Origin of the sequence: Synechococcus sp. ROS8604, assembly GCF_014279655.1 — a bacterium.
GTDB lineage: Bacteria > Cyanobacteriota > Cyanobacteriia > PCC-6307 > Cyanobiaceae > Synechococcus_C.
On the sequence record NZ_CP047946.1, the window covers coordinates 1,288,483 to 1,312,790 of the forward strand.

The following is a 24,308-nucleotide window of genomic DNA, read 5'->3' on the forward strand; positions in this document are numbered from 1 at the left end:
CTCTTCGTTCTGTCACGGTATGCGCACATAAAGTCTTTGCCATGGAGCAAACCTTAAGAAGTCTCGATTGCGACGCCTGAGACCGGCAGGCCTTTGCGTTGTTCTTGGGAGTGGTGTTTCGCTTTTTGCCCTTCTTGTTGATGTGATGTAGGGAGGCCTTTTGGGCCTCCCTACATCACGATGTTCCCGATCAAACGATCGATCTCTACCGAGGTGACTCGACAAATTCAGCATCGATCACATCATCGTTCTCACTGTTTGGTTGTGAGGCTTCAGGCGCCTCTTCCTGCTGCGAGTACAGGGAAGTCCCCATTTCCATCAGCGCAGTTTTCACTCCATCAAGGCGTTCCTTGATGAGCGGTGTGTTCTCTGTTTTAAGGGTTTCCTTGAGTTCCGATAGCACCAACTCCACTTTGGTTTTGGCCTCGGCTGAGATCTTGCCTTCTAATTCCAGCAGTTGCTTTTCTGCCTGGTAAATCAGGGATTCAGCGTCGTTCTTGGTGTCGATCGCTTCTCGCTTTTGCTGATCCGAGTCAGCGTGTGCTTCTGCGTCCTTCACCATTCGATCCACTTCGTCCTCGCTGAGGGTTGAGGCACCACTGATGGTGATCGATTGTTCTTTCCCTGAGCCTTTATCTTTTGCTGTGACACTCAAGATTCCATTGGCATCAATGTCAAAAGCCACTTCTACTTGAGGAACACCACGAGGCGCAGCAGGGATCCCATCTAATCGGAAGGTTCCAAGGCTCTTGTTATCAGACACCATCTGTCGCTCTCCTTGGAGAATGTGAATCTCCACGGAGGTTTGGCCATCCATGGCGGTGGAATAGATCTCGGTTTTGTTTGTTGGAATGGTTGTGTTCCTCGGAACCATCACATTCACCACACTGCCCATGGTTTCCACTCCCAAGGAAAGAGGCGTGACATCCAATAAAAGGATGTCTTTCACTTCACCTGAGAGAACACCCCCCTGCACAGCTGCACCGATGGCAACCACCTCATCAGGATTCACGGTTTGATTGGGATCTTGACCCGTTGCCGCTTTGACCAGCTCCAACACGGCAGGAATGCGTGAACTGCCGCCCACCATCACGACTTCACTGAGGTCATGAGCTGAGAGTTTGGCGTCCTTGATCGCCTGTTGAACTGGTTTCTTACAACGATCAATCAAATCAGAAGACAACTCCTCAAATTTGGCTCGGGTCACTGTCAGCGTCAGATGCTTGGGACCATCAGCCGTTGCCGTGATGAAGGGGAGATTCACTTCGCTCTGTGTGGAAGAGGAGAGTTCAATCTTTGTTTTTTCTGCCGCTTCCGTGAGGCGTTGCAGGGCTTGCGAATCCTTCCTTAAATCAATCCCTTCCTCTTTTTGGAAGGTTTCAGCCATGTAATCAACAAGCACTTTGTCGAAGTTGTCACCTCCAAGATGGGCATCACCACAGGTGCTGATCACTTCAAAAACACCATCTCCTACTTCCAAGATGGAGACATCAAACGTTCCACCTCCCAAGTCAAAGACCAGGATCTTTTCTGCATCCCTCTTATCCAAACCGTAAGCCAGCGCTGCTGCTGTGGGTTCGTTGATGATCCTCAGGACTTCTAGGCCAGCAATTTTGCCAGCATCTTTAGTGGCTTGTCGCTGGGAGTCATTGAAGTAGGCGGGAACAGTCACCACCGCTTGAGTCACGGTTTGACCCAAATATTTCGAGGCATCATCGGCCAGCTTCCTAAGCACACTGGCGCTGATCTCCTCTGGAGAGAAGGATTTCTCCATCCATGATGATTGGATTTTGATCTTGCTTCCTACCGATTCAACGGTGTATGGAACGTCTTTGGTTGCATCGGTGACCTCATCCGTGCGCCTGCCAATGAAGCGTTTGACAGATCCAAATGTGTTGTCTGCATTCATCACCGCTTGGCGTTTGGCGATCTGTCCAACGAGCTGGTCCTTGCCCTTGGTGTAGGCAACCACAGAGGGAGTGGTCCTAAACCCTTCTGCATTTGCGATCACGGTGGGGTTTCCCCCTTCCATTACGGCGACACAGCTGTTGGTTGTGCCTAGGTCAATGCCAATTACTTTTGTCATTTGTTTTTATTGATTGAATCTATTTTTGTGGATAACTCTTCCAAGCAAGGAGCGAGTAAACCCAACCAATGAGGTGGGTTTTCCCCCAAATCCATCCTTTTGGTTCGGTTGGAGTACGGTTTATACGACTTCTTTATTCTGTTTTTTTGATGGGCTTGTCCAAGGTCGGGTTTGTGCCTTATTTGCTTCGATTCTAAGTCCGAATCGCGTCTAGTTTTCTTGTGGTATTGCGGTTATGAGTTGCTCTTCTAATAACATGTTGAACTCAAATAATTGTTCGTCACTGAGTTGTTGCCTTGATGAGGCCCCTAGTTTTGACTGCAGGAACGTCTTTGCACGTTCTTGATCCCATTTCAGTGTCGTGAGCATTTCGTCGCCTTGCGCGATTAAGTCGCTTCTGCGTAACGGAGTTGGAGATGAACCGGCATCAGCGCCGGCTTCAATGCTTTTAAGCTTATTGAGAAAGGAAACGAGATCGCTATATCTCGTTAATTTGTGCCTGCTTCCATGGCCATAGGCTCGCTCCAAATAGATCTTTTCCTGATCCCGGGTCCAGCCAATTCGTTTTAGTTGTAGATCGATGGCTGTTAGTTCTTCGCTCCAATCCTCCGGGTCCGTGGGAGCTTCGCTTGGTTCAGGAGTGGAGACGGGCTGAGGCTCATTCTTCTGAACGGGGATTTTGGACGCTGTGTTGGCTGGATTGGTCTCACTACTGCCTGGATCTTTGGCTGGTTTTGCTGGTTGCACCTGGGGGTCACCCTGCTGTTTGATGGCTGGCTGCGGGTTCCGCTTCGGCTCAGAGCTCACCTTCCCTTTCAGATTACGTTCCTCTAATCGCTGTCGAGCTCTGTCCTCTGCCTCCTCAGCATCGCCTCCCTCTCCTAGCGAGCTACCCAGATCTCGTTCTCCATCAAAGCCGCTGACACGCACCACACATCGATTGCTATCGATGTGGCAAATCTCCACCTTTGTTTTCATGCCTCTGGAGGGGGGTAACCATTTCTAAGCTGTTGGGATGGATTCAGCTGCCTTAACGTCCCTAACTCCTGTTCTCGACGGTGTAGATCGATGGGCTGAGCTTTTGCCTCTCCTTCCAGTGCTCGTGGCCTTGGAGCTGGTGCTCTCCGCTGACAATGCGATCGCTTTAGCTGCTGTCGCTCGCAAGCAACATGACCCAATCAAGGAAAAGAAGGCCCTTGACCTTGGTATATCCATTGCTTTCTTTTTCAGGGTTGGCTTGATTTTGTTGGCTCAGTGGGTGTTGGCATTCAAGCCATTGCAACTCCTTGCTGGTGTTTATCTTCTCTGGCTTTTCGTATCCCATCTTTGGTTCAAACCATCAGACACCGAGAGTTCTTCCGGATCCTCAGGGCAAGTCACCTCGATTTCTTTCGCGCGAACGATTGTTGCCTTGGCTCTAACAGATCTCGCTTTCTCTGTGGATAGTGTTGCTGCTGCTGTCGCAATTAGTGATCAACTGATTCTTGTGATTACTGGGGCCTTAATTGGAGTTATAGCGCTACGATTTACCTCTGGTTTGTTTATTCGCTGGCTTGATATTTATACGCGCTTAGAGACGGCTGGTTATCTTGCGGTTGGTTTAGTGGGCATCAAACTCATTGGATCGCTGATTGTTTCGGATTTGCATCCACCTGCGTGGTGGACCCTACTCATTGTTGCCTTGCTAATGATTTGGGGCTTTTCTGAGCGCAGAGAGCGCTTAGGTCGCGAGGCTTGATCTGATGCTTGTTGAATTACGTCAGGCTGCTACGCAGGTTTTGCTCGATCGCATGGAGTTGAGTGATCCTCCAATGCCGGGGCATTGGTTTACTCATGATCATGACAGTTATCTCGTGATCCAACGCAGACATCGCTATAAATTGTATTCAGGTCGTTATGAACTGTCTTCGATTGTTCTCCTTGTTAAATGTCAAAAACAGCCTGCTGATGCACGGTTTATTGGTCACGGTTGGGTGATTGGAGACGCTGAGTGCCGCTTCAATGCTTTGAGCCCTTTGCTTCGCTGTGCCGTATTGCCAGATGGACCTTGTGATCGTTGTGTTCACCGGGAAGTTCGTTGATGACATCCTTCCGTTGGCATTCAGCCGTTCTGCTCGCTGGGCATGGAGTGGCCTCAGGCCAAGCTTTGGATCGCGCTGAACCACGCCTGTCTCCTTACCCAAAAGGCACGATTGCGATGCAAACTCCGTTTTTTGCGGCGTTAGGTCTTGATCTTTCTCCGTATTGGCCTGGAACACTCAACCTTTCGTTTTCACCTGCTGAGCTACAGCTCACCAATGCAGATTATTCGTTTCCTGATCTGGAATGGACCGACTTACATCCGCCTGAAACCTTTTCCTTTTGGAAGGTTCGCCTGCGTTCTGTTGGACTTTTAGATTTTGATGTTCCAGGTTTGGTTTACCGGCCTCATCCAGAAACAAAGATAAGGCACTGGCAAAACACGTCCGTTCTTGAGATTCTTGCTCCCTATCTTGATGGTGTTTGTTTGGGTCAACGCCTTGAGCTTGGCGTGAATCCTGACGCAATGAAAGTATTGGGTTCTTCGTTGTCGTGATTGTTTGTCTGTTTTTTGAGAGTTGGTTGTTGGTCGCCTTTCCTTTTATCTTTCGGTTAGTTGTGCTTGCTGCCCGTTTTTTGAATCTCCCCCTTTGTTTAAATTTGGCAGTTCCTCAAGCTTGCGGGTAAAACTTGATGACGGATGCTGAACGGATTAAAACTCGCTCAGTGCTGCTTGAATTTTTGAAATTCAGGGTGTTAGCCGCAGGCCAGCAGTTTTTTGATGGCACTGCCTCGGATCATCGGCGGCAGTGGTTGGCTTTGGTGCACCCGCAAGCGCTTGCCCTCTCAGATGAGGATCTGGAGCAGATCTGGAATCAGGCTCGTTCGCTCTATACGGAGGGTTGAAGGTGTGGATCTAGGCTGAATCTTTCGCTCTGCTGGCCATTTCCGCTTCCCCTGTCGCATCTGAGTCCACAGCCTCTGGTTTTGATTCCCTTGGTTTGAGTCAGCCGTTGCTGAAGGCTTTGCAGGAGAAGGGATACACCGCTCCGTCGCCGATTCAGTTGCAGGCCATTCCCGCTGTGATCTCTGGTCGGGATGTGATGGCCGCAGCGCAAACAGGAACGGGTAAAACTGCAGGCTTCACGCTGCCAATGTTGGAGCGCCTGAACCATGGAGCGCGTCCTGGACGCGCACAAATACGCGCCTTGGTGCTGACCCCTACGCGTGAGCTTGCTGCGCAGGTGTTGGCCAGTGTTCGTGATTACAGCAAGCATCTTCCGCTGACCAGTGACGTCGTGTTTGGTGGTGTCAAGATCAACCCTCAAATTCAGCGGTTGCAGAAGGGCGTTGATGTGTTGGTTGCCACCCCAGGCCGCTTGTTAGATCTGCTCCAGCAGGGGGCTGTTCGTTTCGACCGCGTGGAATTTTTGGTGCTTGATGAAGCCGACCGAATGTTGGATATGGGGTTTATTCATGACATCCGGCGTGTGATTTCTCGCCTTCCTGATCGTCGTCAAACCCTGATGTTTTCGGCCACTTTTAGTGCGCCAATTCGGAAACTAGCGACCGGCTTGCTTGATCACCCTGTTCAAATTCAGGTGGCTCCTGCCAACCAAACCGTGCGCTCTGTGGAGCAGGTTGTTCATCCTTGCGACATGGTCCGCAAGATTGATCTGCTCAGCCATCTCATTCGCAGTGGAGATTGGCTTCAGGTGTTGGTCTTTTCCCGCACGAAGCATGGTGCCAATCGTGTTGTGGAACGTCTCAGTCAGCAGGGTCTCCTAGCTGCTGCCATCCATGGCAACAAGAGCCAGGGTGCGCGCACCCGCGCTTTGCAGGGATTTAAGGACGGTTCGGTGCGCGTTCTTGTCGCCACAGATATTGCAGCCCGAGGAATTGATATTCAGCAGCTGCCTCATGTGGTGAATCTCGATCTCCCGAATGTTGCTGAGGACTATGTGCATCGTATTGGTCGTACAGGTCGGGCTGGAGAAACTGGACACGCCATTTCTCTTGTTGCTGCTGAAGAGGCACTGCTCTTGAAGGCAATTGAACGCTTAACGGGTGAGTCCCTTCGTCGAGAAAACGTGCCGGGATTTGAGCCCACCGTTCTCAAGGCTGCCCCCCTGGATCTGAGCGGAGGACGGGGACGGCGTTCAGGGGGCTCATCGCGCCGTCGGCAAGACACGCGTAGCACGAGAGCGTACCGCCGCTAACGCTAATTCGTTACGTAAACGTGCCAAACTGTTGTTTGGGTGCTGCGTTTAGTTGTTGGATCAGGGAGTCGCCGTGGCTCCGCCCTTTCCCTTCCAGCTGCGCAGCGCGAATCAGGATTGGGCAGCCATTCGTGCTGACCACCACGCCCATTCCCTTCACCGATTCCAGCACTGTGCCTGGTGGATGCCCTCCTGTGGGCCAGCGGCCGATGAGGGGGTGCACCTCTGCCGGCAGCTCTTTTCTCAAGCGATCGATGAGCGGTTCGCAATGCAGAAGTTTGAGGCGTTTGTCGTTCCAAAGCGTGACGGCATTCGGATAGAGCGCCATCACCTTGCGATGAATGTTGAGTGCCGATGCGGACCAGTCGATTTGGTGGTCTTGTTTGCTGAGCATGCGCGCGTAACTCGCTTCTCCAGGACGATCGGCCTGGTCGACCAGCTTCAGCCTTGCTCTGCGCTCGGGTTCGGACCCATGTCCTGCCGATTCGATCAATGGCATCGCTTCCACCATCAGATCAGCTGTCAGAGCACTCATCCGCTCTGCCAGGGTGTGGCCGTTATCGAGTAGCCCAATCGATAGGTTCCTTTCGATCAGAACGGGTCCAGTGTCGAGGCCTTCTTCCATGGCCATCACCCCCACACCTGTTTCGGAGTCACCTTCCAGCAGGGACCACTGAATTGGTCCTGCACCTCGCCAGCGGGGAAGCAGAGATCCATGGCCGTTCCAGCATCCCAGCGGCGGTTGATCCAGCACACTTTTGGGCAAAATTTGCCCGAAAGCCACCACCACGGACAGATCGGCATGGAGCTCAGCGAGTTGCTGTTGGCAGGTTTTGTCCTGTTTGATGCGTTCGGGGGTGAAAACCGTTAACCCCAGCTCAAGAGCTTTGGCTTTCACCGATGAAGGAATCAAAGTTTTTCCGCGTCCCCGGCGTCGATCCGGCTGGGTGACCACTCCCACAAGCGTATGGCCAGCTTGATGGAGAGCCACCAGTGTTGGCACGGCATAGTCGGGCGTTCCCCAGAACAAAATGTTCATCGAGCGAAGCTCAGGCCTCTCCCGTGATCGCTAAACCATCCACCCAGACATGGGGTGAAACGCCTTGATGGGTCACCACCTCATGGGGTTCTAGGTGAACGATTTCTTTCAAAACCTCGCGGATGTCGCCAGCGATCGTGGCTGCTTCCACAGAGATGCGCTCGCCATCCTTCACGAGCCAGCCATCAAACGGCAGTGAAAAGGCTCCTTGGCTGGCCTTTACGCCTGCATGGAGTGCGCTCAAGCTTTCAATCAACACGAAGGGCTCTTGGGTGCTGCGATGGTCGAGATGGGCAGCGGGACTGATCAATCCTTGACTGGAAGTCACCTCAAACCAATCGGGTCCAACGGAGACCTTGGCTCCGAGTCCGGCGTGACCGGTGGGAGACACTCCAAATTGACGTGCTGTGGCTTCGGAATGGAGAAGATTCTCCAAGGTGCCGTTGCCGATGAGGCAGAGCCGTTTGGTTGGTGTGCCTTCTCCATCAAAGGCCGCTGCCCCCACGTGATCGGGATGTAACCCGTTGTCGTGCAAATTAAAAAATGGCACGGCGAGCTGTTGGCCAAGCGACTCTTTGCTGCTCAGGCTGACGCCATCGAGAATCGATCTGGCATTGAGCATGCTGTTGAAAGCACCAATCAGATCAAGGAATGCCTCCGGTGTGAAACAGACCAAATAACGACCGGTATCAATCGGTTTGTAGTTGAGATGGCTGATGGTGCGCTCGGCTGCTTCCTTGATACAGCCGGCAAGGTCAAGATCGGAACTGCCAAGCGCAACGCGAACGGCCCCACCGCTGCGTGGTTTTCTGCCGCTTTCTTCGGCACGGGCATACAGGTAGAGGCTTGCCTGAGTGCGTTGCATGTGGCGAAGTGCCCCCTCGCTATTGAGGTAGATCCGCTCGCTATTGCCTTCGGTCAAGCCGTTGTAGGGGACGGTTTCGATCGCAGGATGTTTGGAAAGCAGCTCCTCTTCCACCTCTTTTAGGGTGCTGAGCAATTTTTGAATGCTCTGAGAGGGTTTTAGCGGCCGATCAAGCTCCGGAATCGGTGCCGTTGCCAAGGGTGAAAAGCCTGGGATGTCTTCTGTGTTGCCAAAGGAACTGGCCTGATAAGCGCCATGTAGGGCTTTCTCGAGGCCTCCTGGAGAAAGGTCAGACGTGCTGGTTATACCAACCAGTCCTTGCTCATTCCAAACGCGAACGGTGATCGAGCTGCGTTGAGCCGCTTTCATTTGCTTGGCTTCACCTCGATCCACTTGCACCGAGGCATTCATTCCTCGGCTGGCTCCAAGGTCCCATCGACGGATTCCGTCCCTGGTCGCGAGGGTGTGGAGCTGATCGCGGAGCTCTTTCACATTGAGAGGTGTATGGGTCATGCTCAGCGGCCTCCCACAGTGATCGAATCAACCTTGATGTGGGGTTGCCCCACCGTGACAGAAATGTTGCCGCTCACCGAGCCGCAGTATCCAGCGGCTAAATCGAGATCATTGGCGCACATGGAAATCCTTGGCATGACTTCCTTGGCTTCACCGATCAAGGTGGCCCCTTTGACCGGACGGCCTAATTGGCCATTTTCAATGATGTAGCCCTCTTCCACAGAAAAATTGAATTGACCCGTGGGTCCCACACTTCCTCCGCCCATGGACTTGCAATACAAGCCACAGTCAACAGATTGGATCAGCTCATCGGTGCTGTGGGGACCTGCAGCAATGTAGGTGTTGCGCATGCGGCTCGCAGCTGCAAATCCATGGTTTTGCCGTCGACCACTTCCCGTTCGTGGATGTCCGGTGCGGAGTTCACCGGCGCGATCGCTCAAAAATCCTTTTAGGACGCCATTTTCAATGAGGACGGTTTTCTGCGATTCCATTCCTTCATCGTCCATCGATAAAGAACCGAAGGCACCGGTACTCAGCCCTTCATCAATCGCGGTTACAGCCGGATTGGCAATCGTTTTCCCGACTTGATCGGCAAACGGGGTTGTCCCCCGTTCCACTTGGGTGGTTTCGAGCAGATGGCCGCAGGCCTCATGGAAAATCACGCCTCCAAAACGATTGGCGAGGACCACGGGCATTTGTCCTCCATCCACGTAATCGGCATGAAGCATGGTGGCGGCACTGCTGCACACTTCGTTGGCGGCTGCATCCACATCCCACTCCCGCAAATCATCCGGGCGGTCGCTCGATCCAAAGCGGCGAGCGATGCTTGCACGATGCTCACCATCGGCGGCTAAGACACTGAGGCCGCTGGACTGATGCAGGCGGATGTCGCGGGCATAGGTTCCATCACTCGCAGCGACAAGCACCTCTTGCCAGTCGCGTGAAAAGCTGCCGCGACGCACGTCAAGATGCTGTCCGAGCTGATCCAGACGCGCTGTTCCTTCCAGCAAACGTTGGGTGATTTCAGCGAGCTCAGGTGACTGAGCGAGCCAGGTATCTTTCTTCGCACCAAAATCCTTGAGCTGATGGAGACCTTGAAAGCCTCCCTCGCGCTGGAGACCCTTGTGCTCCAGTTCGAGCATGGCCAACGCTTGGTCCAGTGCTTGGACAAGGCCTGATTCACTGAGGTCGTTGGTGCTAACGAACCCATCTCGATGTCCAAGGAAGACCCGAATCCCCGCTCCCATCCCGAAGGATGGGGACACGCTGGTGATGCGCTCCTGTTCGGCAAGAACTCCGAGGTGATCAGTGCGCTCTAAGAACACCTCCACAAGATCAGCGCCGGCACGCATCCCTGTATGGAGAAGCGTTTCCAGGCGATCTTTCCAGGGTGTGTGGCTCGGATCCAGATTGAATGTCTGGTTAAGACCGGGATGGGTGACGACCAAGCCCCTCGTCTGCGTCAACCTTGATTATGGAGAATCGCGGAAGGAATCGGAGACAGGGGCTCTGGTTGCTTTGGCAGTCCTCAACGAACGCTGGGGTGGTACTGATCGCTGCGGATCGGTGCCATGAAGAACAGGGACGCCATTTGAACGCCGTTGGCCACCCAATGGGGAAGTTTGCGCAGCACTTTGATGGGTGCAGGGGAGTGCGTTGCATCCACAGCGCTGAGCGCTGCGTTGTTGTTCACCAAGCGCTCGAGACCATCGAAAAAGCGGGGATTTTTCACGTCGAGGACCACGGGGAACACCCGTGCCGTGTTTTCGTTCGTCTTGTCGATGACCAAGCGGTCGTATTCGCGCGCATCCAATCCGAGGGATTCGTAAAACTCTTTGCGCGCCACATCACGGACATACATGGTGGCGAAGACAGCAAGAAGGAAAAAACGGCACCAGAGCCTTGCGCGCAATCCCCTCACCGTGTCCGGCTGCGCTTTCATTAAAGCGTCGAAGAAATCACCGTGGCGATTTTCGTCTTGGCACCAATTTTCGAAGAAGTTGAAGATCGGGAAAATCTTGCAATCTGGATTTTGCTCAAGATGGCGGAAAATGGTGATGTAACGCCAGTAACCGATTTTTTCAGACAGATATGTGGCGTAAAAGATAAATTTCGGTTTGAAGAATGTATAGCTTTTGCTGGCCGTTAAGAAGCCAAGATCAAGTTGGAGACCGAAATCGCTCATCGACTTATTGAGGAAGCCGGCATGCCGAGCCTCATCACGGGCCATGTGCGAGAAGCATTCGGCAAGGAGGGGGTTCTTGGTTTTAATCCGACGACTGAGCTCTTTGTAAAGCAAAAATCCGGAAAACTCAGACGTGCAACTTTGCTCTAAAAATTCAACGAATACTTTGCGAGTTTCCGGGTCGAGTTGATCGGCGGCTCCATCAAATTCGCCATTGCGGACGAAGTGATGGCGGTTGTAATCCTTGCGAAATTCTTCGCAGATGGCCTCTAATTCCGCCTCATTAGGCCGCAGATCCATCGCGGCCATCGCCTCGAAATCTGTCGTGTAAAAACGAGGGGTCAGGATCGTGTCCTTCTCCGGGTCTTTCGCCGTTACGTTGGATCCTGGTGCTGCTGTGGCTTCCGTCACGGCTGTTGGAGGCACCATCGGTTGCATCAGTCACTACAGCCCATCGTAGGTCGCCCTCTGGTAACCCCGCAGCCCACTGTTACGAGCTCTCAGTTAATTCCCACCTAGCCATTTCTGGCCATTGAGACGCTGCAGCAAACGGGACTGGAGCAGGGCCAGATTGATGCGCTTTTCGTCGATTAAAAAAGACTCCAGCAGGCTTGGCTCTGTACCGGACTCTGCAAGCGCAATCGTTTTACCGGATGTGATCGAATCCGATTCAAAGCAAACCCAGAAGCGCCGATCGCCAGGGAGGGCACCGGTGAGCATCCAGCATTGGCCTCCCACCACGGGACGATCGCCTTCAACTAAATCGATCAAAGCGGTGATTTGGTGATTGGTGCTCAGCGCTTTGCTGAGGGATGGGATCAGGTCGTCCTTCATGAACGCCTGAAAGGGCTTGTCCTCCAGCTTTGGCTTTGGAGCAGGCTTGGCTGCGGGCTTTGCCGCTGATTTGGCTTCAGCTTTGGGTGTTGCGGGAGTTTCGCTCACCGGACTTTGGTCGCTGGGCGAACTGTAGACAGCCCAGTGCGCTCTCTACCAATCATCGCCAATCTGTTGATTCCAATCGTCGGCCTCAACGCTTTCTCCTCTCCCGGCATCAGCCGCCGATGGATTGGTCTTTTGTTCCCTTGGCTTGATGGGGTTGCTGTCGGCGGCCTGGGTTGCTGATGGAGTGGCTTGATTGGCTCGATGCACCACCCTGAACGGCACCGAGACGGTTGGGGCTGGATCGCGCACGTCCCGTTCTGGCCAGGGCGTGGGTTGAGCCGGTCTGGCCTGGGATGGTTGCTCGCGAGGCATCGGCTCGTGAACATCGGGCCCTGTGGCTGGACGCCGAACCTCTCGGCGCAGCAGAGGTCTTGAGGTCACCATCGCCAATCCCCCCACTGCGCTGACGCTCGATCCCAACACGGTTGCGACGGCGATCCAGGCCCCAATCGGCAATGGTGGCAATCTCCAGGTGAGCACCCGCAACGATGAGGCCTGTCCGAGATTGAGGGTTGCGATCAACAGCATCACCACCACCGGACTCAGACAGGGAATCAGCAGCAAGCGTTGAAAAGGCGTCATGGCTGGCGCCCCTGCCAACGGTTCAAAGGACTTAATTCCTCACCGAGGGAGTCGAAGAGGCGTACGACGAGGAAATCAACCATCTCGCTGAGATTTTGAGGTTGGCTGTACCAGGCAGGAATTGGGGGGGCAATTCTTGCTCCCGCTTCCGCGAGCGTTGTGAGATTGCGGAGATGGATCAGGCTCCATGGCATTTCTCTTGGAGCAAGCACCAGGGGTCGGCCTTCCTTGAGATGAACATCCGCACAACGTTCGAGAAGATCACTGGCGACACCGGCGGCAATGCGTCCCACGGTGCCCATCGAGCAAGGAACAATCACCATGCCCCGAGTGGCCACACTGCCACTGGCAATGGTGGCGGCTTGATCTCCCCAGCGATGGCAAATTAGAGATCCGGTCTGAACATTCAGCCGCGTTCTCCAAAAGCGTTCCTGAAGCTCAGGATCGACGGGCACTTGGATGGATTGTTCCGCGAGCCAAACCTCATGGGCACCACGACTCATGATCAGGTGAACGCTGCGTTCCCGCTGAAGCAGCAGTTGCAGGGCCCGCTGGGCAAGCGGTTGGGCTGAGGCACCGCTCACTCCCAGGACGTAAGGACGATCTCGTTGCTCCGAGAGGGACACGGCCTTAACCCTCACTCACTGCCACCGGCAGTGGCGACGCATCCTCAGCTACTGCCGATGCCATCACGATGTCCAAGTCGATTTGATTGCGCAGGACATCCACCTTGGACACACGCACCGTGACGGGATCTCCAAGTTTGTAAACGCGGCGGTTGCGTCGACCGACCAAGCGATTTTGGCGTGATCGGTATTCGTACCAATCGTCGTTCAAGGAGCTGACATGCACGAGTCCCTCCACCATCGAGGGAGCAATTTCCACGAAGAATCCATAACTTTGAACGCCGCTGATGACGCCTTGTTGCTCCTGATCGAGCATGGGTTCAGCGCTTCGTGCCTGAGCCATCGCAATCACGTCTCGGCAAAGCTCTGCCTGCTGGCGACGCCGAGAATTGAGCCGTTGTAGGTGGCGTTCTTGGAGCAGCTCCTCCAATCGTTGTTGCAGAGACCCACTAAACAGGGGCCAGGTCAGCGTTGAAGCAGCCCCTTTGCTGCCCAAGTTGACCGTTTCTTTTTGGCGAACGCTGGGACGATCTTTGCCGTCGTTGAGCAGCTGACACAGCACCTGCTGGTTCAACAAATCGGCGTAATGCAGGGTGGGACAACACCAAGGAGCCAAGAGGGGAGTCGATTCGTCCTGAGCGGGCAGAGACGTGTCTTCTGTCTCGGTCGCTGATGCATCGTCTTCCCCTGCAATGTCCTCGCTGCCGTGCGTGATGTGCTTGGCTTTCGTCTGCATCAAACGGAACTGGGGATCGGGAAGGGTCTGTTTCAGCTGAAGGTTGAGCACCCGTCTGGATGGGCTTGCGATCAAGGCTTGAGCAAGTTCGGATGCCGAGGTGGTGCCCTCCTCATCCAGGGAGAGGGGTAGCTCCAAGGCAATGGCTGCTTTGGCAACATCATTCAGAGCTCCACTTTCGGGCTCGTTGGCTTGAAGCACCAAAGCGGGAAGATTGAAATCCTGGCAATGCTGAGTCCAGGTTGCATGCGCTGCTCGCAGGAAAACAGCCAAGAGTGAGAAGGGATCCTCTTCCCTTAGGGGTTCCATCCACTGACGATTGCCCCCATCAGGTTCGCTGGCTCGGAGGTCTCCCAGAGAGTCCAAATCGGGTGTTGGGAGATCCAATTCGATCTGACCATGCTTCAACTCGGCGGCGTGAAGAGCTTTGGCACAAAAGATCAGGGTCTCGAGTTGTCCGATCTGATCTTTGATGGATTTGAGGGCTGCTGGAATGGCACGAGATCGGGGTTTTCGCCCCGCCAAAGCTGCCAAAGCCCCAGATGTCACCTCAGCGACAGGGCGAATCTTCGTTAAACAAAACTCCCAATCGCGTGCTTCACCTTCAGAATCGAACTCAACGCGAAGACTCACCGCAGCTTGGGACTCACCAACGTTGAAGGCTGCCGCTTTGGCCAGGTTGGGACTCAGCAGCGGGATCCACTTATTGCCGAGACAAAGAGCTTCGCTTTGTTCGCACAGCCACTGATCAAGGCTGTTTCCGGGGTTAACGCGCTCAGCGACCGCAGGAGCATGAATCCATAGCTGGGTCCCACCTTCATGGGGGCTGACATGGACTGCTGGTAGGTGGGGAGCACCATCCATTACCCAGTTGTTCAGGAGCAAACAGGGCTGATCGGTGAGGTCTTTGCGACGTTTATCTATTGGTGCCTTAATCGTGGTTCTGGGCGCACTTGCCCTGGTGTGCAGATGGGCCTTGGTGAGTAAGAGATCGCGATCAGCATCGACTCCGCCGTTGAGTGGCAGCGATCGGGCCACATGACCGCGCGCTGGGTGTTGAGCAATCGGATAGCGATCGAGCTGCACTTCAACCACCGATGTGGCTGGTCCCTCAAGGCGATAGTTGCGATCGCCTTCTGGTAATTCGATCGAGGCGAGCACGCGATCATCGAGCGGGACGGCGAGCAGGCGCTCATCCTGTTGTTCCACCTGGGCCAGAAGGCTCGTCGTGGCTCTCTGCAAAATGCATTGCACCCCTCCTTCTGGAGATCGGCGTCGGCCTGCATCACGGATGATGCGCACCAACACACGGTCGCCATTCCAAGCGTGATTCAGCTGATGGTCACGGATGTAAATGTCTTCACCGCCGTCATCACGAATGGCAAAACAGAACCCTTTGCTGCTGCAGCGCAAACGGGCTTCGATTAACCCGATTTCATCGCCTCGGGAGACGGAACTCTCCTCTTCAAGGCTCAGCACTCCAAGCCGATCAAGGCCCTTAAGCGCAATGCTGAGTGACTGTTTGTCGGCTCGATTCGTTAATCGGAGAATTTTCTCGAGCTTGCTGACCTCAAGGGAACCGTCGTGGGGGACCTGGTCGAGAAGGTCGGCGACCGTGAATTTCATCGGAGCGTGAAAGAAACCGGCCTTCAGGACCGGGAGTTGAATCAAAACCGTTGCACTCGAAGAGTTGGTAATGCAACGGCTGAATGACCACCCGACTCTAATCGCCCGACTTGCGCAATCCCCCTCTTATTCCTCCGTCTGGGTGGATCCCAGCCCGGCTTGGAGCATGGGCAGGAGCAAGCGGCCTCCGATCACCAGGAACCCTGTGGAGGCCACCAGTTGCAGCCACTCGGCGGGAATCACAGCCGACAAGGACCCTCCAGCAACAGCACCAATCAAGCTGGCGAGCACTAACGCGCTGGACGATCCCAGAAACACCGCCAACGGTCGATCGGATGTGCCGCTGATGGCCACTGTTGCCAGTTGGGTTTTGTCACCGAGCTCTGCCAGAAACACGGTCACAAAAGTGGAAATGAGGAGGGCGAAGTCCATAACAATTTCAGAGTGATTGGGTCTCTATCAGTGACTTCAAGGCCTGACTTCCCAGCCACAAGCCCAGTCCCACCATCAACAAACCTGCCATTTGTTCCAGGCGTTCTGGGGGAAGGATGGTGGAGAGCCAACGTCCCACCAAGACCCCCACCAGGCTTGAACAGATCAAGGCCAGCGCGGCCCCGATGAACACCAACCATGGCTCGCCGGATTGGGCTGACAGAAGAAGGGTTGCCAATTGGGTTTTGTCGCCCAATTCAGCGAGGAAGACGGTGGTAAAGGTGCTCAGCAAAACGGCATTAAAACCAAGCTTGCTGTCGCTACCTGCTTCAGTCATCGGAATCCTGACGTGAGCGAATCAACCGCTCGAACTTACGCAGTTCCAGGCTTCTTCCGCCATGAACCGATCGAATTTGCTGTCGACAGCAATCAATGGCAAAGCCATTGACCTCCTCCGCTGGTACCGCAAATAAGTCGGCTAAACCGCTCACCCGGCAAAAGTCGGGTCGGTCCTCGTAAATCCTGCAGCGCCGGCCTCCCTGGTCGAAATGCTTGCACCATCCGTCTTCTCCCACCATCTCCAAATAAATCGTTTGCTGGTCGTCCGATAACGCTTCAAGAGCTTCCGGTCGCTCGGCCGGCGCAAGCCTGCAACATGCTCCGCATTGACTCAGGCATGACCAGTGAAGAGGAGGGCGGCTCATGGCTCAATTCAAATGCTGCTGTGACAAGGCATCACATTGATACCTCTCGATCAGGGCAATGCGGAGGAAAGCCCCGTACCCTTTTTGAGGCATCATGCTGATCAACTGCTTTCCTTCCATGGGATTTGATATCCACCTGATTGCAAATTTTGGGGCCCTTGCTCTCATCACGCTTGCTGGCCCAGCAGTGATCTTCATTCTCTTCTACAGGCGCGGAGCTCTCTGAAGATTGGCGAGTGCGTGATACACCGGTGTTCGGGAGACCAGCCGGCCGGTGTAAGCGGCGATGACTGCCGTGAGACAAGCTCCTGCAAATAATTGTTGATCGCCCACCAGTCGCCAGGAAAAAATCAGGGAGACCAGCGGCAATTGGGTGGCTCCAGCGAGGCCGGCTGCTAACCCAAGGCCAACGCCAACTTGGGTGCTGAATCCGATCCCAGCACATACCGTGTAGCCGAGAACGGCACCAAACGTCAGGCATGGATCGATCAATCCGCCTGGAACTCCAGGTGCGAGGGCCAGCATCGGTCCGACCACTCTGACCACCGTGATCCAAACGCTCATCAGACCCAAGCGGACATCACTGTGCTCGGAGCCAAGTTCGGGCATCCCTTGACTGAGCAGTTGCCTCACGAGTGCTTCACCATCCGCCGTGCTCGTTCCCCAGCTCAACAGGGCGAGCAAACTGAGTGCCGCTCCAAGGCAAAGACCGTTGCGCAGGGGGCGCTGCCGGACCATTGGCGCCAAACGCGCTGTGGTCCAAACCAGACCACGGTTGAAGAATCCACCCACAAGACCAGCGGAGATCCCGATCGGAATGGCCAGCAACAACTGCTCTGTTTCTGGCGCGAACACATTGATCAGTCCCAATCCAAAGATCGGCTCTCCCCCAAGGTTTGAAAACCCAGCAGCAGCAACGCACACCAGCAAAGCTGGCCAAATCGTGACGATGGAATATTCAGCTGTGAGCTCCTCAAGCATGAACACAACGCCAAGCAGAGGCGTGTTGAAACCACCGGCTAGGCCCGCACCTCCACCAATGGCAACCATCTGCCGTTCGGTGAGAGCTGGTATCCAATTGGGCCAGCGTTTCTGAGTGGCGCGTGCCACGGCAGAGCCAAATTGCACCACCGGTCCTTCCCGGCCCAGAGGAAACATGGCGGCTGTGGCCACTGACCAAAGGATTCCTCTGTGCAGTGTGCTGCCTGCTTCCATCGCGGCTGGCATCAACAATGGATCCTCCAGGGCGTTCATCGTTGAAGGAATGCCCGATCCAGCGCCTCCCCGCCACGGTCCCCGTTGAAGAATCAACAGGATTGGCATCACCACTAACGGGGCAAGGGCAATCAGGAGACCAATCGAGCTCCAGCTGGTTTGGCCGGTTGTTGGCAGGAAATGGAAGAGCCACTCCTGAATTCGATCAACGAGATTCAAGGGGAGGCAAGCCAGGCCGATCAAGACACCAACAACGAGCAAGCCAATGAAATGGCGCCCAAGTCGACGGATCTCATTGAAGACCGATGCTGTGCCACGGAACCGTGAGCTGGTGGTTTTGCGTTCAGAGGTCATGGAAGAAGGCCAAGGCCAATGCAAGCGTCTCGGATGAGGTCAGCAACGTAAGGATGTCCCGCTCTGCTGTCTTCAGTTTCAAAGACACCGTTGCTGTTGACCAGCCCAGACAGTCGCTCTCCAGAAGGGTTCTCAATCTCTACGGTTGCGGCGTCGGGGCTCGTGCAGCGATAAACCCCCAGGCCGCGGTGGAGATCCAAGCCGGCGTGATGTTCTCGTAGAGCCTGGATTTCGAGCTGCAGTTTTGCTTCTCCTTGCCAACGGTTGAGGCTGATCCGGTAGGCAACATCCACGATCGCTGGCAGTGGTTGGCTTGGCTGCCAGCGCCAAGCGATGGCTTCCCTTTCACAGTCTCCCTGCCCCAAGGTGAGTTTCAGGTGTCCGCCGCGGAGCAACCGTTGGGAGATCACCTTGCAGCCTCTCGACCAAAACAGGGGCGCTGGATGGCCGATTCCAAAGGGTTCAAGAGAAAGCAACGCCGACCACAGGTCGTGATTGATCGCTGAGAGCGAGAGGAGGGCTTCTGGTGCTACAAGAATTCCCTCCCCACGCGTTTGGATCCAGGACAGAGCCAAGCCATTGAGCTCCTCATGGAGGCGATGCACGTGCTCGGCTTTCACCGTGAATCCACCTGCGGCGGGGTGGCCGCCATGGCGTTCCAGCAGAGCGGTGCAGTGGTCGAGGGCTTTATCGACAGCGAACCCGTCGGGTGCGCGCACCGAGGCCCGCATCAGGCCGTCGCCATCCGCAGCCAGCAAGGCGGTTGGGCGTTGAAATCGTTCCATCAATCGTGCCGCAACGATGCCAATCACGCCGTGATGCCAGTGGCCTTGGGCGAGCAGAAGAAACGGTGGTAGGGGATCACGGTCAGACTCCAATAAGGCCAGGGCCTCGGCCTCAATGGCATCGCAGAGCTCTCGTCGCTGTCGGTTGAGACTGTCGCATTGGCGGCCCAGCTCAATGGCGCTGTTTTGGTCGTCTGCGGTGAGCAAATCCACCACCAACTGGGGATCGCCGATCCGTCCCACCGCGTTGATTCTGGGGGCCAGTTGAAAACCGATGTCATCAGCGCGCAGGGGGCGATCGCCGAGTCCAGCGAGTTGCTGTAGGGCGCGTACTCCTGGGCAGTTGCTTCGATGGAGATGAAGCAATCCTTCTCTCAGAAGGGTTCTGTTGGCGCCTGTCAGCGGTGCCATGTCGGCCACCGTTCCAATGCAAAACAAATCACGAGCACTGGCGATGGCCGCTGGCTGGCGCATGCGTTCTGCGAGTTCGCGCGCTAGGACGTAGGCGAGTCCAACGCCGGCTAATCCGCGATAGGGAGAGTGTTCCGGGGTGGTGGCCGGATGAATCAAGGCGAGAGCTTTGGGGCGCGTCTTTGGGAGCGTGTGGTGATCGGTGAGCACCACCTCGATGCTCAGATCCTCTGCTCTGCTCAGGGCCTCATGGGCTGCCACTCCATTATCGACGGTGACAATGAGCCGGACCCCATCGGCGTGGAGCTCATTCACCATCGAGCAGTTCAAGCCGTAGCCATCAGCCATGCGGCTTGGGATCGCTGCTTGGGGTTCAGCACCCAAGCAGCGCAAGGTGCGAAGCAACAGCGCCGTGCTTGTCATGCCATCGGCGTCGTAGTCGCCACAGATCGCAACGCTTTCTGCCGTTAAACAGGCCTGATGCAAGCGTTGGACGGCCTTGTCCAATTCGGGGAAATGGCCATCAGGTTTTGGTAGGGGTGAATCACACAGAAGTGCATGGACCTGATCTGGTTCCGTCAGACCACGGCGGAACAGCAAGGCCTTGATGGGGAGAGGCAGTGGAACCGCATCCAAAGCCCTGGGGTCAATGCCCCTCGGTAGTTGCCATTGCTGAACGGACACGGCAGACGGCAACGGGCGGGTGCTCAAGCAGCCTGCATTGTGCTTCGTCCTTCAAGCTGTTGCCATGAATTGAATGACCATCATGCCTGTCTTGAAGACCGTGTTCTGGGATGTGGATGGCACCCTTGCGGACACGGAAATGGATGGGCATCGACCTGCCTTCAATCGAGCTTTTGCAGAACAGGGTTTGGATTGGACCTGGGATCCAGAGACCTACAGAGGCTTGCTGAGCATTCCTGGTGGAAGCCTTCGGATGAAAACGTATGCCCAGCAGCAGGGAGAGGTCTTGACTGACGCGCAGTTTGCTCAGCTGCGCGTTTCAAAACAGCGTCACTACCTCGCTGCAGTGCGTTCCGGCGCGGTCTCTCTTCGCCCAGGGGTCGCAAGACTGCTTCGTGAGCTTCAGGCTCGGGCGATTGAACAATGGATCGTGACCAGCAGTGGCGGTCCGTCCGTATCGGCATTGTTAGACACCCTGTTTCCCGGCGGCGACCATCCCTTCGCTGGGGTGATTAGTGCCGATGATGTATCGAGGCATAAACCCGGTCCCGATCCTTATTTAAAGGCGCTGGAACGCAGCAAAACCGAGCCGAATGCGGCTTTGGTATTCGAGGATTCAACCCCGGGTCTTCTTTCGGCCAGAACGGCTGGACTGCGTTGCCTGCTCATGCCTTCTCCCTGGGATCAGGAGCTCTATCGGTATCAAGATCAGGCTGAGGCGGTGCTGGATCATCTAGGAAGTGCCCAGTGTCCATGCACTGTTTCAAGCGGCCCCCCTTGCTTGGAAGGGGTTATCACGCTGGAGTACTTGCAAAGGCTTCTCGTCTTGCCTGATTGATGACGACCCATCTCACCCGCTATGAACAGTTTCAGCGAAGGATTGCTGTTCAACTCACACGTTTGCTAGCGGGATCTTGGCGTCGCCGCAGCCTGGGTGTTCTCTCCCTGCTGCTTGGGTTCATGCTGGGTAGCAATTTCACCATGTACTGGTTTGAAGAGATCGGTCAACGCCCCGTTGTCGTTTTCTTAATGGTGGTCGTGATCGAGCTGTTGATCCGAGCACGCACCTATACCAAGCGAGAACCATGGCCCCTGGGGTGGCTAGCCCTTGACAACATCCGCATTGGATGCGTTTTTTCGGTCGTTTTTGAGGCCTACAAGCTTGGTTCCTGATTCGTCGCAAATGGCTCCCAAAGGTCTGTCTTTGCTTCTTGAAGCCTTGGGTTGGTCCGATCCCGAGCGCTGGTGGGGCCATTGGCAGCAACGCGGTGGTTTTGATCTTGCCAGTTGCGTCTGGCCCGAGAACGTGAACGATGAATGGCTGCTGGGTGTGGCGTTTCCATTGCTCTCGCAGGTAGAGAGCCTCATGGGGATGGGTGGTCGTCCCCTGCTCGGACTGAGCGCTCTTCCTGGATGCGGAAAAACCACCCTTTGCGATTGGCTTGTGCAAGCCAGTTCCGAATTGGGATGGTCGATCGCGTCTCTTTCAATCGATGATTTTTATTGGCCTGGTCCAGAGCTTGATCGACGGATGGCAGGAAATCCCTGGGGTGTGCCCAGGGGAATACCAGGTAGTCACGATCTGGAGTTGATGGCCGTAGCTCTCGATCAGTGGCGAGAGACAGGGATATTGAACGCCCCTCGCTTTGATAAATCCCTCCGTCAAGGTCGAGGGGATCGCAGTGAATGGGTTCGCTCCACTCCTGATTTAGTAGTGCTGGAGGGATGGTTCGTGGGCGTTTGCGTGCCTGATGAGATTTGTTCCGCTCAGAACTTGCACTCGCTTGAGCTCACAAGCGAAGAGATGCTGTATCGCGAGCGGCTCATTCGGCTCATCCCTGACTATGCACCGATCTGGAATCGAATCGATAAGATTTGGCACCTCAAATCCCAAAGCGGTACTTCGAGCCGGCTTTGGAAGCGACAGCAGGTGGAGACCCAAGCCAGGACCACCGGTGTTCAAGTGTCTGAATCCGCTGTCCAAGATTTTGTTCGGATGATTGAAACGGCATTTCCAGCACCTTGGTTGCAGGATCTGCATCAATCTGATGTTGTGATCGATCTCACAAACCAACGCGCTGTTCGTGAGATCACCTTGAAATGAATTCAGTCCTCGCTGTCATCAGCATCAGCAACGGGATACACAAAACCCTGTGCGCGACCGCTCAACACTGATTTGCCGATTGACATGGCACGTTGTGCAGCAGTAGCTGCTTTTGCCTTCCAAACAGCATGTCGCTGGTTGCGCTTGCTCTTAGAGGTTTTCTTCTTTGGTACAGCCATTGCAGCCGGAACTCTTCCAAACGTCCATATTCTCCTTTCGAGAGTCCGCTCGTCAAATCGCTACTCTTAATACATCGCAGGAACGGTGTGAGTTCAGGTCCGGAAGATCGTGAAATCATTGTCTCCCAGGCATCTGGGAGCGATGCCAAGGAAAAGCCCACCAATCCTTTTGCTCGCTTTAAATCGGATCCACCGCCGAGTTACAGCGAGTTATTGACGCAAATTTCAGCGGGAAAAATCAAAGATCTGCAATTGGTTCCTGCGCGTCGGGAGGTGATTGTGGAATACGACGATGGCCGCAACGCCACTGTTCCCACCCTGGCGAACGATCAAATGATTTTGCGCACAGCCGAAGCCGCTGGTGTTCCCCTGACGGTGAAGGATGTTCGTCAGGAACAGGCCTTGGCTGGGATGGCTGGAAATTTGGCCTTGATCGTTCTGATTGTGGTGGGCCTTTCGTTTCTTCTCCGGCGCTCAGCGCAGGCCGCTAATAAGGCCATGGGCTTTGGGCGCAGCCAAGCGCGGATCCGCCCTCAAGATGAAATCACCGTTCGATTTGAGGACGTTGCCGGAATTAGCGAAGCCAAGGAAGAACTCCAAGAGGTTGTGACCTTCTTGAAGCAACCGGAGAGTTTTATTCGTTTGGGTGCGCGCATCCCTCGGGGGGTGTTGCTGGTGGGACCGCCAGGGACGGGAAAAACATTGCTTGCCAAGGCCATCGCTGGGGAGGCAGGGGTGCCGTTTTTCTCCATCGCGGCCTCTGAATTTGTTGAGCTGTTTGTGGGTGTGGGTGCCAGTCGTGTTCGCGATCTGTTTCGCAAAGCCAAGGAAAAATCGCCTTGCATCATTTTTATTGATGAAATTGATGCCGTTGGTCGTCAACGCGGTGCAGGAATTGGTGGAGGAAATGATGAGCGCGAGCAAACCCTCAATCAGCTGTTAACTGAAATGGATGGTTTTGCGGATAATTCAGGCGTCATTCTGCTTGCTGCCACCAACAGGGCTGATGTGCTCGATACGGCTTTGATGCGTCCGGGCCGGTTTGATCGTCGTATTTACGTTGATTTGCCCGACCGCAAGGGGCGTGAGGCGATCCTTGCCGTTCATGCCCGCAGTCGGCCGCTTTCAGACGACGTGTCTCTGGCGGATTGGGCCTTAAGAACCCCAGGCTTTTCAGGTGCTGACCTTGCCAATCTCATCAATGAGGCTGCGATCCTGACGGCGCGAAATGAAAGCTCTTTTGTGGGCAGCTCTGAATTAGAAGCAGCGCTCGAACGCATCACGATGGGGTTGTCTGCCTCTCCTTTGCAAGACAGCGCCAAGAAACGGCTGATTGCCTACCACGAAATTGGCCATGCCCTGGTGGCAGCCCATACGCCTCATGCCGATCCCGTAGACAAAGTGACGTTGCTTCCTCGCAGTGGCGGTGTGGGCGGATTCACCCGATTTTTCCCTGATGAGGAGGTGATTGATTCCGGCTTGGTCAGCAAGGCTTATTTGCGGGCCCGTCTTGTGATGGCTCTGGGTGGTCGTGCTGCTGAGATGGTGGTGTTTGGACCAGGTGAGATCACCCAGGGAGCGAGTGGAGACCTGCAAATGGTGTCTCATCTCGCCAGAGAAATGGTGACTCGCTTTGGATTTTCTTCTTTGGGGCCCGTTGCTCTTGAAGGCGGAGATCAGGAGGTGTTCCTTGGCAGAGATCTCATTCATACGCGTCCCTCTTATGCGGAAAGCACAGGGAAAGCGATTGATGCCTGCGTCCGCCAGCTGGCAATTCAGGCTCTCGATGCGGCGATCAACCTGTTGGAACCTCGACGCGAGGTGATGGATCGTCTTGTTGAGGCGTTGATTGCGGAAGAAACACTATCGAGTTCTCGCTTCTATGAATTAGCAGGCCTAGATCATCCTCAAAATGGAGAGAATCGATTGATGGAAAATAATTCTCATCAACCCGTTCTGGCTCAGAAGCCAGCTGCAACTTGATCCGCTCCACTGCAGTGGC

At 54.9% G+C, this 24,308-nt stretch carries 26 protein-coding genes; 10 read left to right on the top strand and 16 right to left on the bottom strand.

Annotated features, from left to right (window positions below; translation table 11 throughout):
* Positions 1–205: 205 nt before the first annotated feature.
* Positions 206–2,086: a molecular chaperone DnaK gene (gene dnaK / locus SynROS8604_RS06780; protein ID WP_186545612.1), complete on the bottom strand. Its 1,881-nt coding sequence runs from the start codon at positions 2,084–2,086 to the stop codon at positions 206–208.
* A gap of 210 nt (positions 2,087–2,296) precedes the next feature.
* Positions 2,297–3,064: a hypothetical protein gene (locus SynROS8604_RS06785; protein WP_186545613.1), complete on the bottom strand. Its 768-nt coding sequence runs from the start codon at positions 3,062–3,064 to the stop codon at positions 2,297–2,299.
* 37 nt (positions 3,065–3,101) lie between these two features.
* Here SynROS8604_RS06785 and SynROS8604_RS06790 point away from each other — a divergent pair, with 37 nt between their 5' ends.
* The 5 genes from SynROS8604_RS06790 to SynROS8604_RS06810 all read left to right on the top strand — a co-directional run bounded on the left by SynROS8604_RS06790 (position 3,102) and on the right by SynROS8604_RS06810 (position 6,324).
* Positions 3,102–3,824 (top strand): hypothetical protein, encoded by a 723-nt coding sequence (locus tag SynROS8604_RS06790; RefSeq protein ID WP_186545614.1) that lies wholly within the window; start codon positions 3,102–3,104, stop codon positions 3,822–3,824.
* Positions 3,825–3,828: 4 nt separating this feature from the next.
* Positions 3,829–4,167 carry a DUF6464 family protein gene (locus SynROS8604_RS06795; protein WP_186545615.1) on the top strand — a complete coding sequence of 113 codons (339 nt, stop codon included), beginning with the start codon at positions 3,829–3,831 and terminating at the stop codon, positions 4,165–4,167.
* Positions 4,167–4,661 (top strand): hypothetical protein, encoded by a 495-nt coding sequence (locus SynROS8604_RS06800; RefSeq protein WP_186545616.1) that lies wholly within the window; start codon positions 4,167–4,169, stop codon positions 4,659–4,661. The genes SynROS8604_RS06795 and SynROS8604_RS06800 overlap by 1 nt, the downstream gene beginning before the upstream one ends.
* Before the next feature lie 137 nt (positions 4,662–4,798).
* Positions 4,799–5,011 carry a hypothetical protein gene (locus tag SynROS8604_RS06805; RefSeq protein WP_006852503.1) on the top strand — a complete coding sequence of 71 codons (213 nt, stop codon included), beginning with the start codon at positions 4,799–4,801 and terminating at the stop codon, positions 5,009–5,011.
* A gap of 95 nt (positions 5,012–5,106) precedes the next feature.
* Complete coding sequence (locus tag SynROS8604_RS06810) at positions 5,107–6,324, top strand: DEAD/DEAH box helicase (protein ID WP_255445259.1); 1,218 nt, start codon at positions 5,107–5,109, stop codon at positions 6,322–6,324.
* A gap of 10 nt (positions 6,325–6,334) precedes the next feature.
* Here the strand turns inward: SynROS8604_RS06810 and fmt are convergent, their stop codons facing one another.
* The 11 genes from fmt to SynROS8604_RS06865 all read right to left on the bottom strand — a co-directional run bounded on the left by fmt (position 6,335) and on the right by SynROS8604_RS06865 (position 16,574).
* Positions 6,335–7,363: a methionyl-tRNA formyltransferase gene (gene fmt, locus SynROS8604_RS06815; RefSeq protein WP_186545617.1), complete on the bottom strand. Its 1,029-nt coding sequence runs from the start codon at positions 7,361–7,363 to the stop codon at positions 6,335–6,337.
* Between the two features lie 10 nt (positions 7,364–7,373).
* Positions 7,374–8,741 (bottom strand): TldD/PmbA family protein, encoded by a 1,368-nt coding sequence (locus SynROS8604_RS06820; protein ID WP_186545618.1) that lies wholly within the window; start codon positions 8,739–8,741, stop codon positions 7,374–7,376.
* Positions 8,742–8,743: 2 nt separating this feature from the next.
* The gene (locus SynROS8604_RS06825) at positions 8,744–10,093 is read right to left on the bottom strand and encodes a TldD/PmbA family protein (protein ID WP_255445288.1); all 1,350 of its coding nucleotides are present in this window, start codon (positions 10,091–10,093) and stop codon (positions 8,744–8,746) included.
* 176 nt (positions 10,094–10,269) lie between these two features.
* Complete coding sequence (gene acsF / locus SynROS8604_RS06830) at positions 10,270–11,355, bottom strand: magnesium-protoporphyrin IX monomethyl ester (oxidative) cyclase (protein ID WP_115071865.1); 1,086 nt, start codon at positions 11,353–11,355, stop codon at positions 10,270–10,272.
* A 75-nt stretch (positions 11,356–11,430) separates the two neighbouring features.
* Positions 11,431–11,868 (bottom strand): DUF2996 domain-containing protein, encoded by a 438-nt coding sequence (locus SynROS8604_RS06835; protein ID WP_186545619.1) that lies wholly within the window; start codon positions 11,866–11,868, stop codon positions 11,431–11,433.
* Positions 11,869–11,913: 45 nt separating this feature from the next.
* Positions 11,914–12,450 (bottom strand): hypothetical protein, encoded by a 537-nt coding sequence (locus SynROS8604_RS06840; RefSeq protein WP_186545620.1) that lies wholly within the window; start codon positions 12,448–12,450, stop codon positions 11,914–11,916.
* On the bottom strand, positions 12,447–13,076 hold the full coding sequence (locus SynROS8604_RS06845; RefSeq protein ID WP_186545621.1) for a flavin prenyltransferase UbiX: 630 nt from the start codon (positions 13,074–13,076) through the stop codon (positions 12,447–12,449). The genes SynROS8604_RS06840 and SynROS8604_RS06845 overlap by 4 nt, the downstream gene beginning before the upstream one ends.
* Positions 13,077–13,080: 4 nt before the next feature.
* On the bottom strand, positions 13,081–15,438 hold the full coding sequence (locus tag SynROS8604_RS06850) for an RNB domain-containing ribonuclease (RefSeq protein WP_186545622.1): 2,358 nt from the start codon (positions 15,436–15,438) through the stop codon (positions 13,081–13,083).
* 126 nt (positions 15,439–15,564) lie between these two features.
* Positions 15,565–15,870, bottom strand: a complete 306-nt coding sequence (locus SynROS8604_RS06855; protein ID WP_006852513.1) for a TMEM165/GDT1 family protein — start codon at positions 15,868–15,870, stop codon at positions 15,565–15,567.
* A 7-nt stretch (positions 15,871–15,877) separates the two neighbouring features.
* Complete coding sequence (locus SynROS8604_RS06860) at positions 15,878–16,207, bottom strand: TMEM165/GDT1 family protein (protein ID WP_006852514.1); 330 nt, start codon at positions 16,205–16,207, stop codon at positions 15,878–15,880.
* Positions 16,200–16,574: a YkgJ family cysteine cluster protein gene (locus tag SynROS8604_RS06865; protein WP_115071868.1), complete on the bottom strand. Its 375-nt coding sequence runs from the start codon at positions 16,572–16,574 to the stop codon at positions 16,200–16,202. Before SynROS8604_RS06865 ends, SynROS8604_RS06860 begins: the two co-directional genes overlap by 8 nt.
* Positions 16,575–16,692: 118 nt before the next feature.
* Between SynROS8604_RS06865 and psb30 the strand changes: the two genes are divergently transcribed.
* A complete protein-coding gene (psb30, locus tag SynROS8604_RS06870; RefSeq protein WP_038013133.1) occupies positions 16,693–16,800 on the top strand; it encodes a photosystem II reaction center protein Ycf12/Psb30 in 108 nt (35 codons plus the stop codon).
* On the opposite strand, the gene SynROS8604_RS06875 is transcribed toward psb30, so the two are convergent.
* Both SynROS8604_RS06875 and recJ read right to left on the bottom strand, forming a co-directional pair.
* On the bottom strand, positions 16,779–18,143 hold the full coding sequence (locus SynROS8604_RS06875) for a chloride channel protein (RefSeq protein ID WP_186545623.1): 1,365 nt from the start codon (positions 18,141–18,143) through the stop codon (positions 16,779–16,781). The two genes, psb30 and SynROS8604_RS06875, sit on opposite strands and share 22 nt — an antisense overlap.
* Positions 18,140–20,035, bottom strand: coding sequence for a single-stranded-DNA-specific exonuclease RecJ (gene recJ, locus SynROS8604_RS06880; RefSeq protein WP_186545869.1), 1,896 nt, complete (start codon positions 20,033–20,035; stop codon positions 18,140–18,142). Before recJ ends, SynROS8604_RS06875 begins: the two co-directional genes overlap by 4 nt.
* Before the next feature lie 61 nt (positions 20,036–20,096).
* On the opposite strand from recJ, the gene SynROS8604_RS06885 reads away from it, so the two are divergent.
* From SynROS8604_RS06885 to SynROS8604_RS06895, 3 genes are read left to right on the top strand one after another with little or no spacing between them, the layout of a single operon-like run.
* Positions 20,097–20,861, top strand: coding sequence for an HAD-IA family hydrolase (locus SynROS8604_RS06885; RefSeq protein WP_186545624.1), 765 nt, complete (start codon positions 20,097–20,099; stop codon positions 20,859–20,861).
* Positions 20,861–21,196, top strand: a complete 336-nt coding sequence (locus SynROS8604_RS06890; protein ID WP_186545625.1) for a DUF565 domain-containing protein — start codon at positions 20,861–20,863, stop codon at positions 21,194–21,196. Before SynROS8604_RS06885 ends, SynROS8604_RS06890 begins: the two co-directional genes overlap by 1 nt.
* Before the next feature lie 10 nt (positions 21,197–21,206).
* Positions 21,207–22,127 (top strand): kinase, encoded by a 921-nt coding sequence (locus tag SynROS8604_RS06895; RefSeq protein WP_186545626.1) that lies wholly within the window; start codon positions 21,207–21,209, stop codon positions 22,125–22,127.
* A gap of 2 nt (positions 22,128–22,129) precedes the next feature.
* Here the strand turns inward: SynROS8604_RS06895 and rpmF are convergent, their stop codons facing one another.
* Entirely contained in the window at positions 22,130–22,306 is a 177-nt protein-coding gene (rpmF, locus tag SynROS8604_RS06900) for a 50S ribosomal protein L32 (protein ID WP_006852524.1), read from the bottom strand.
* 87 nt (positions 22,307–22,393) lie between these two features.
* Here rpmF and ftsH point away from each other — a divergent pair, with 87 nt between their 5' ends.
* Positions 22,394–24,289: an ATP-dependent zinc metalloprotease FtsH gene (gene ftsH / locus SynROS8604_RS06905; RefSeq protein ID WP_186545627.1), complete on the top strand. Its 1,896-nt coding sequence runs from the start codon at positions 22,394–22,396 to the stop codon at positions 24,287–24,289.
* The last annotated feature ends 19 nt before the right edge of the window (positions 24,290–24,308 follow it).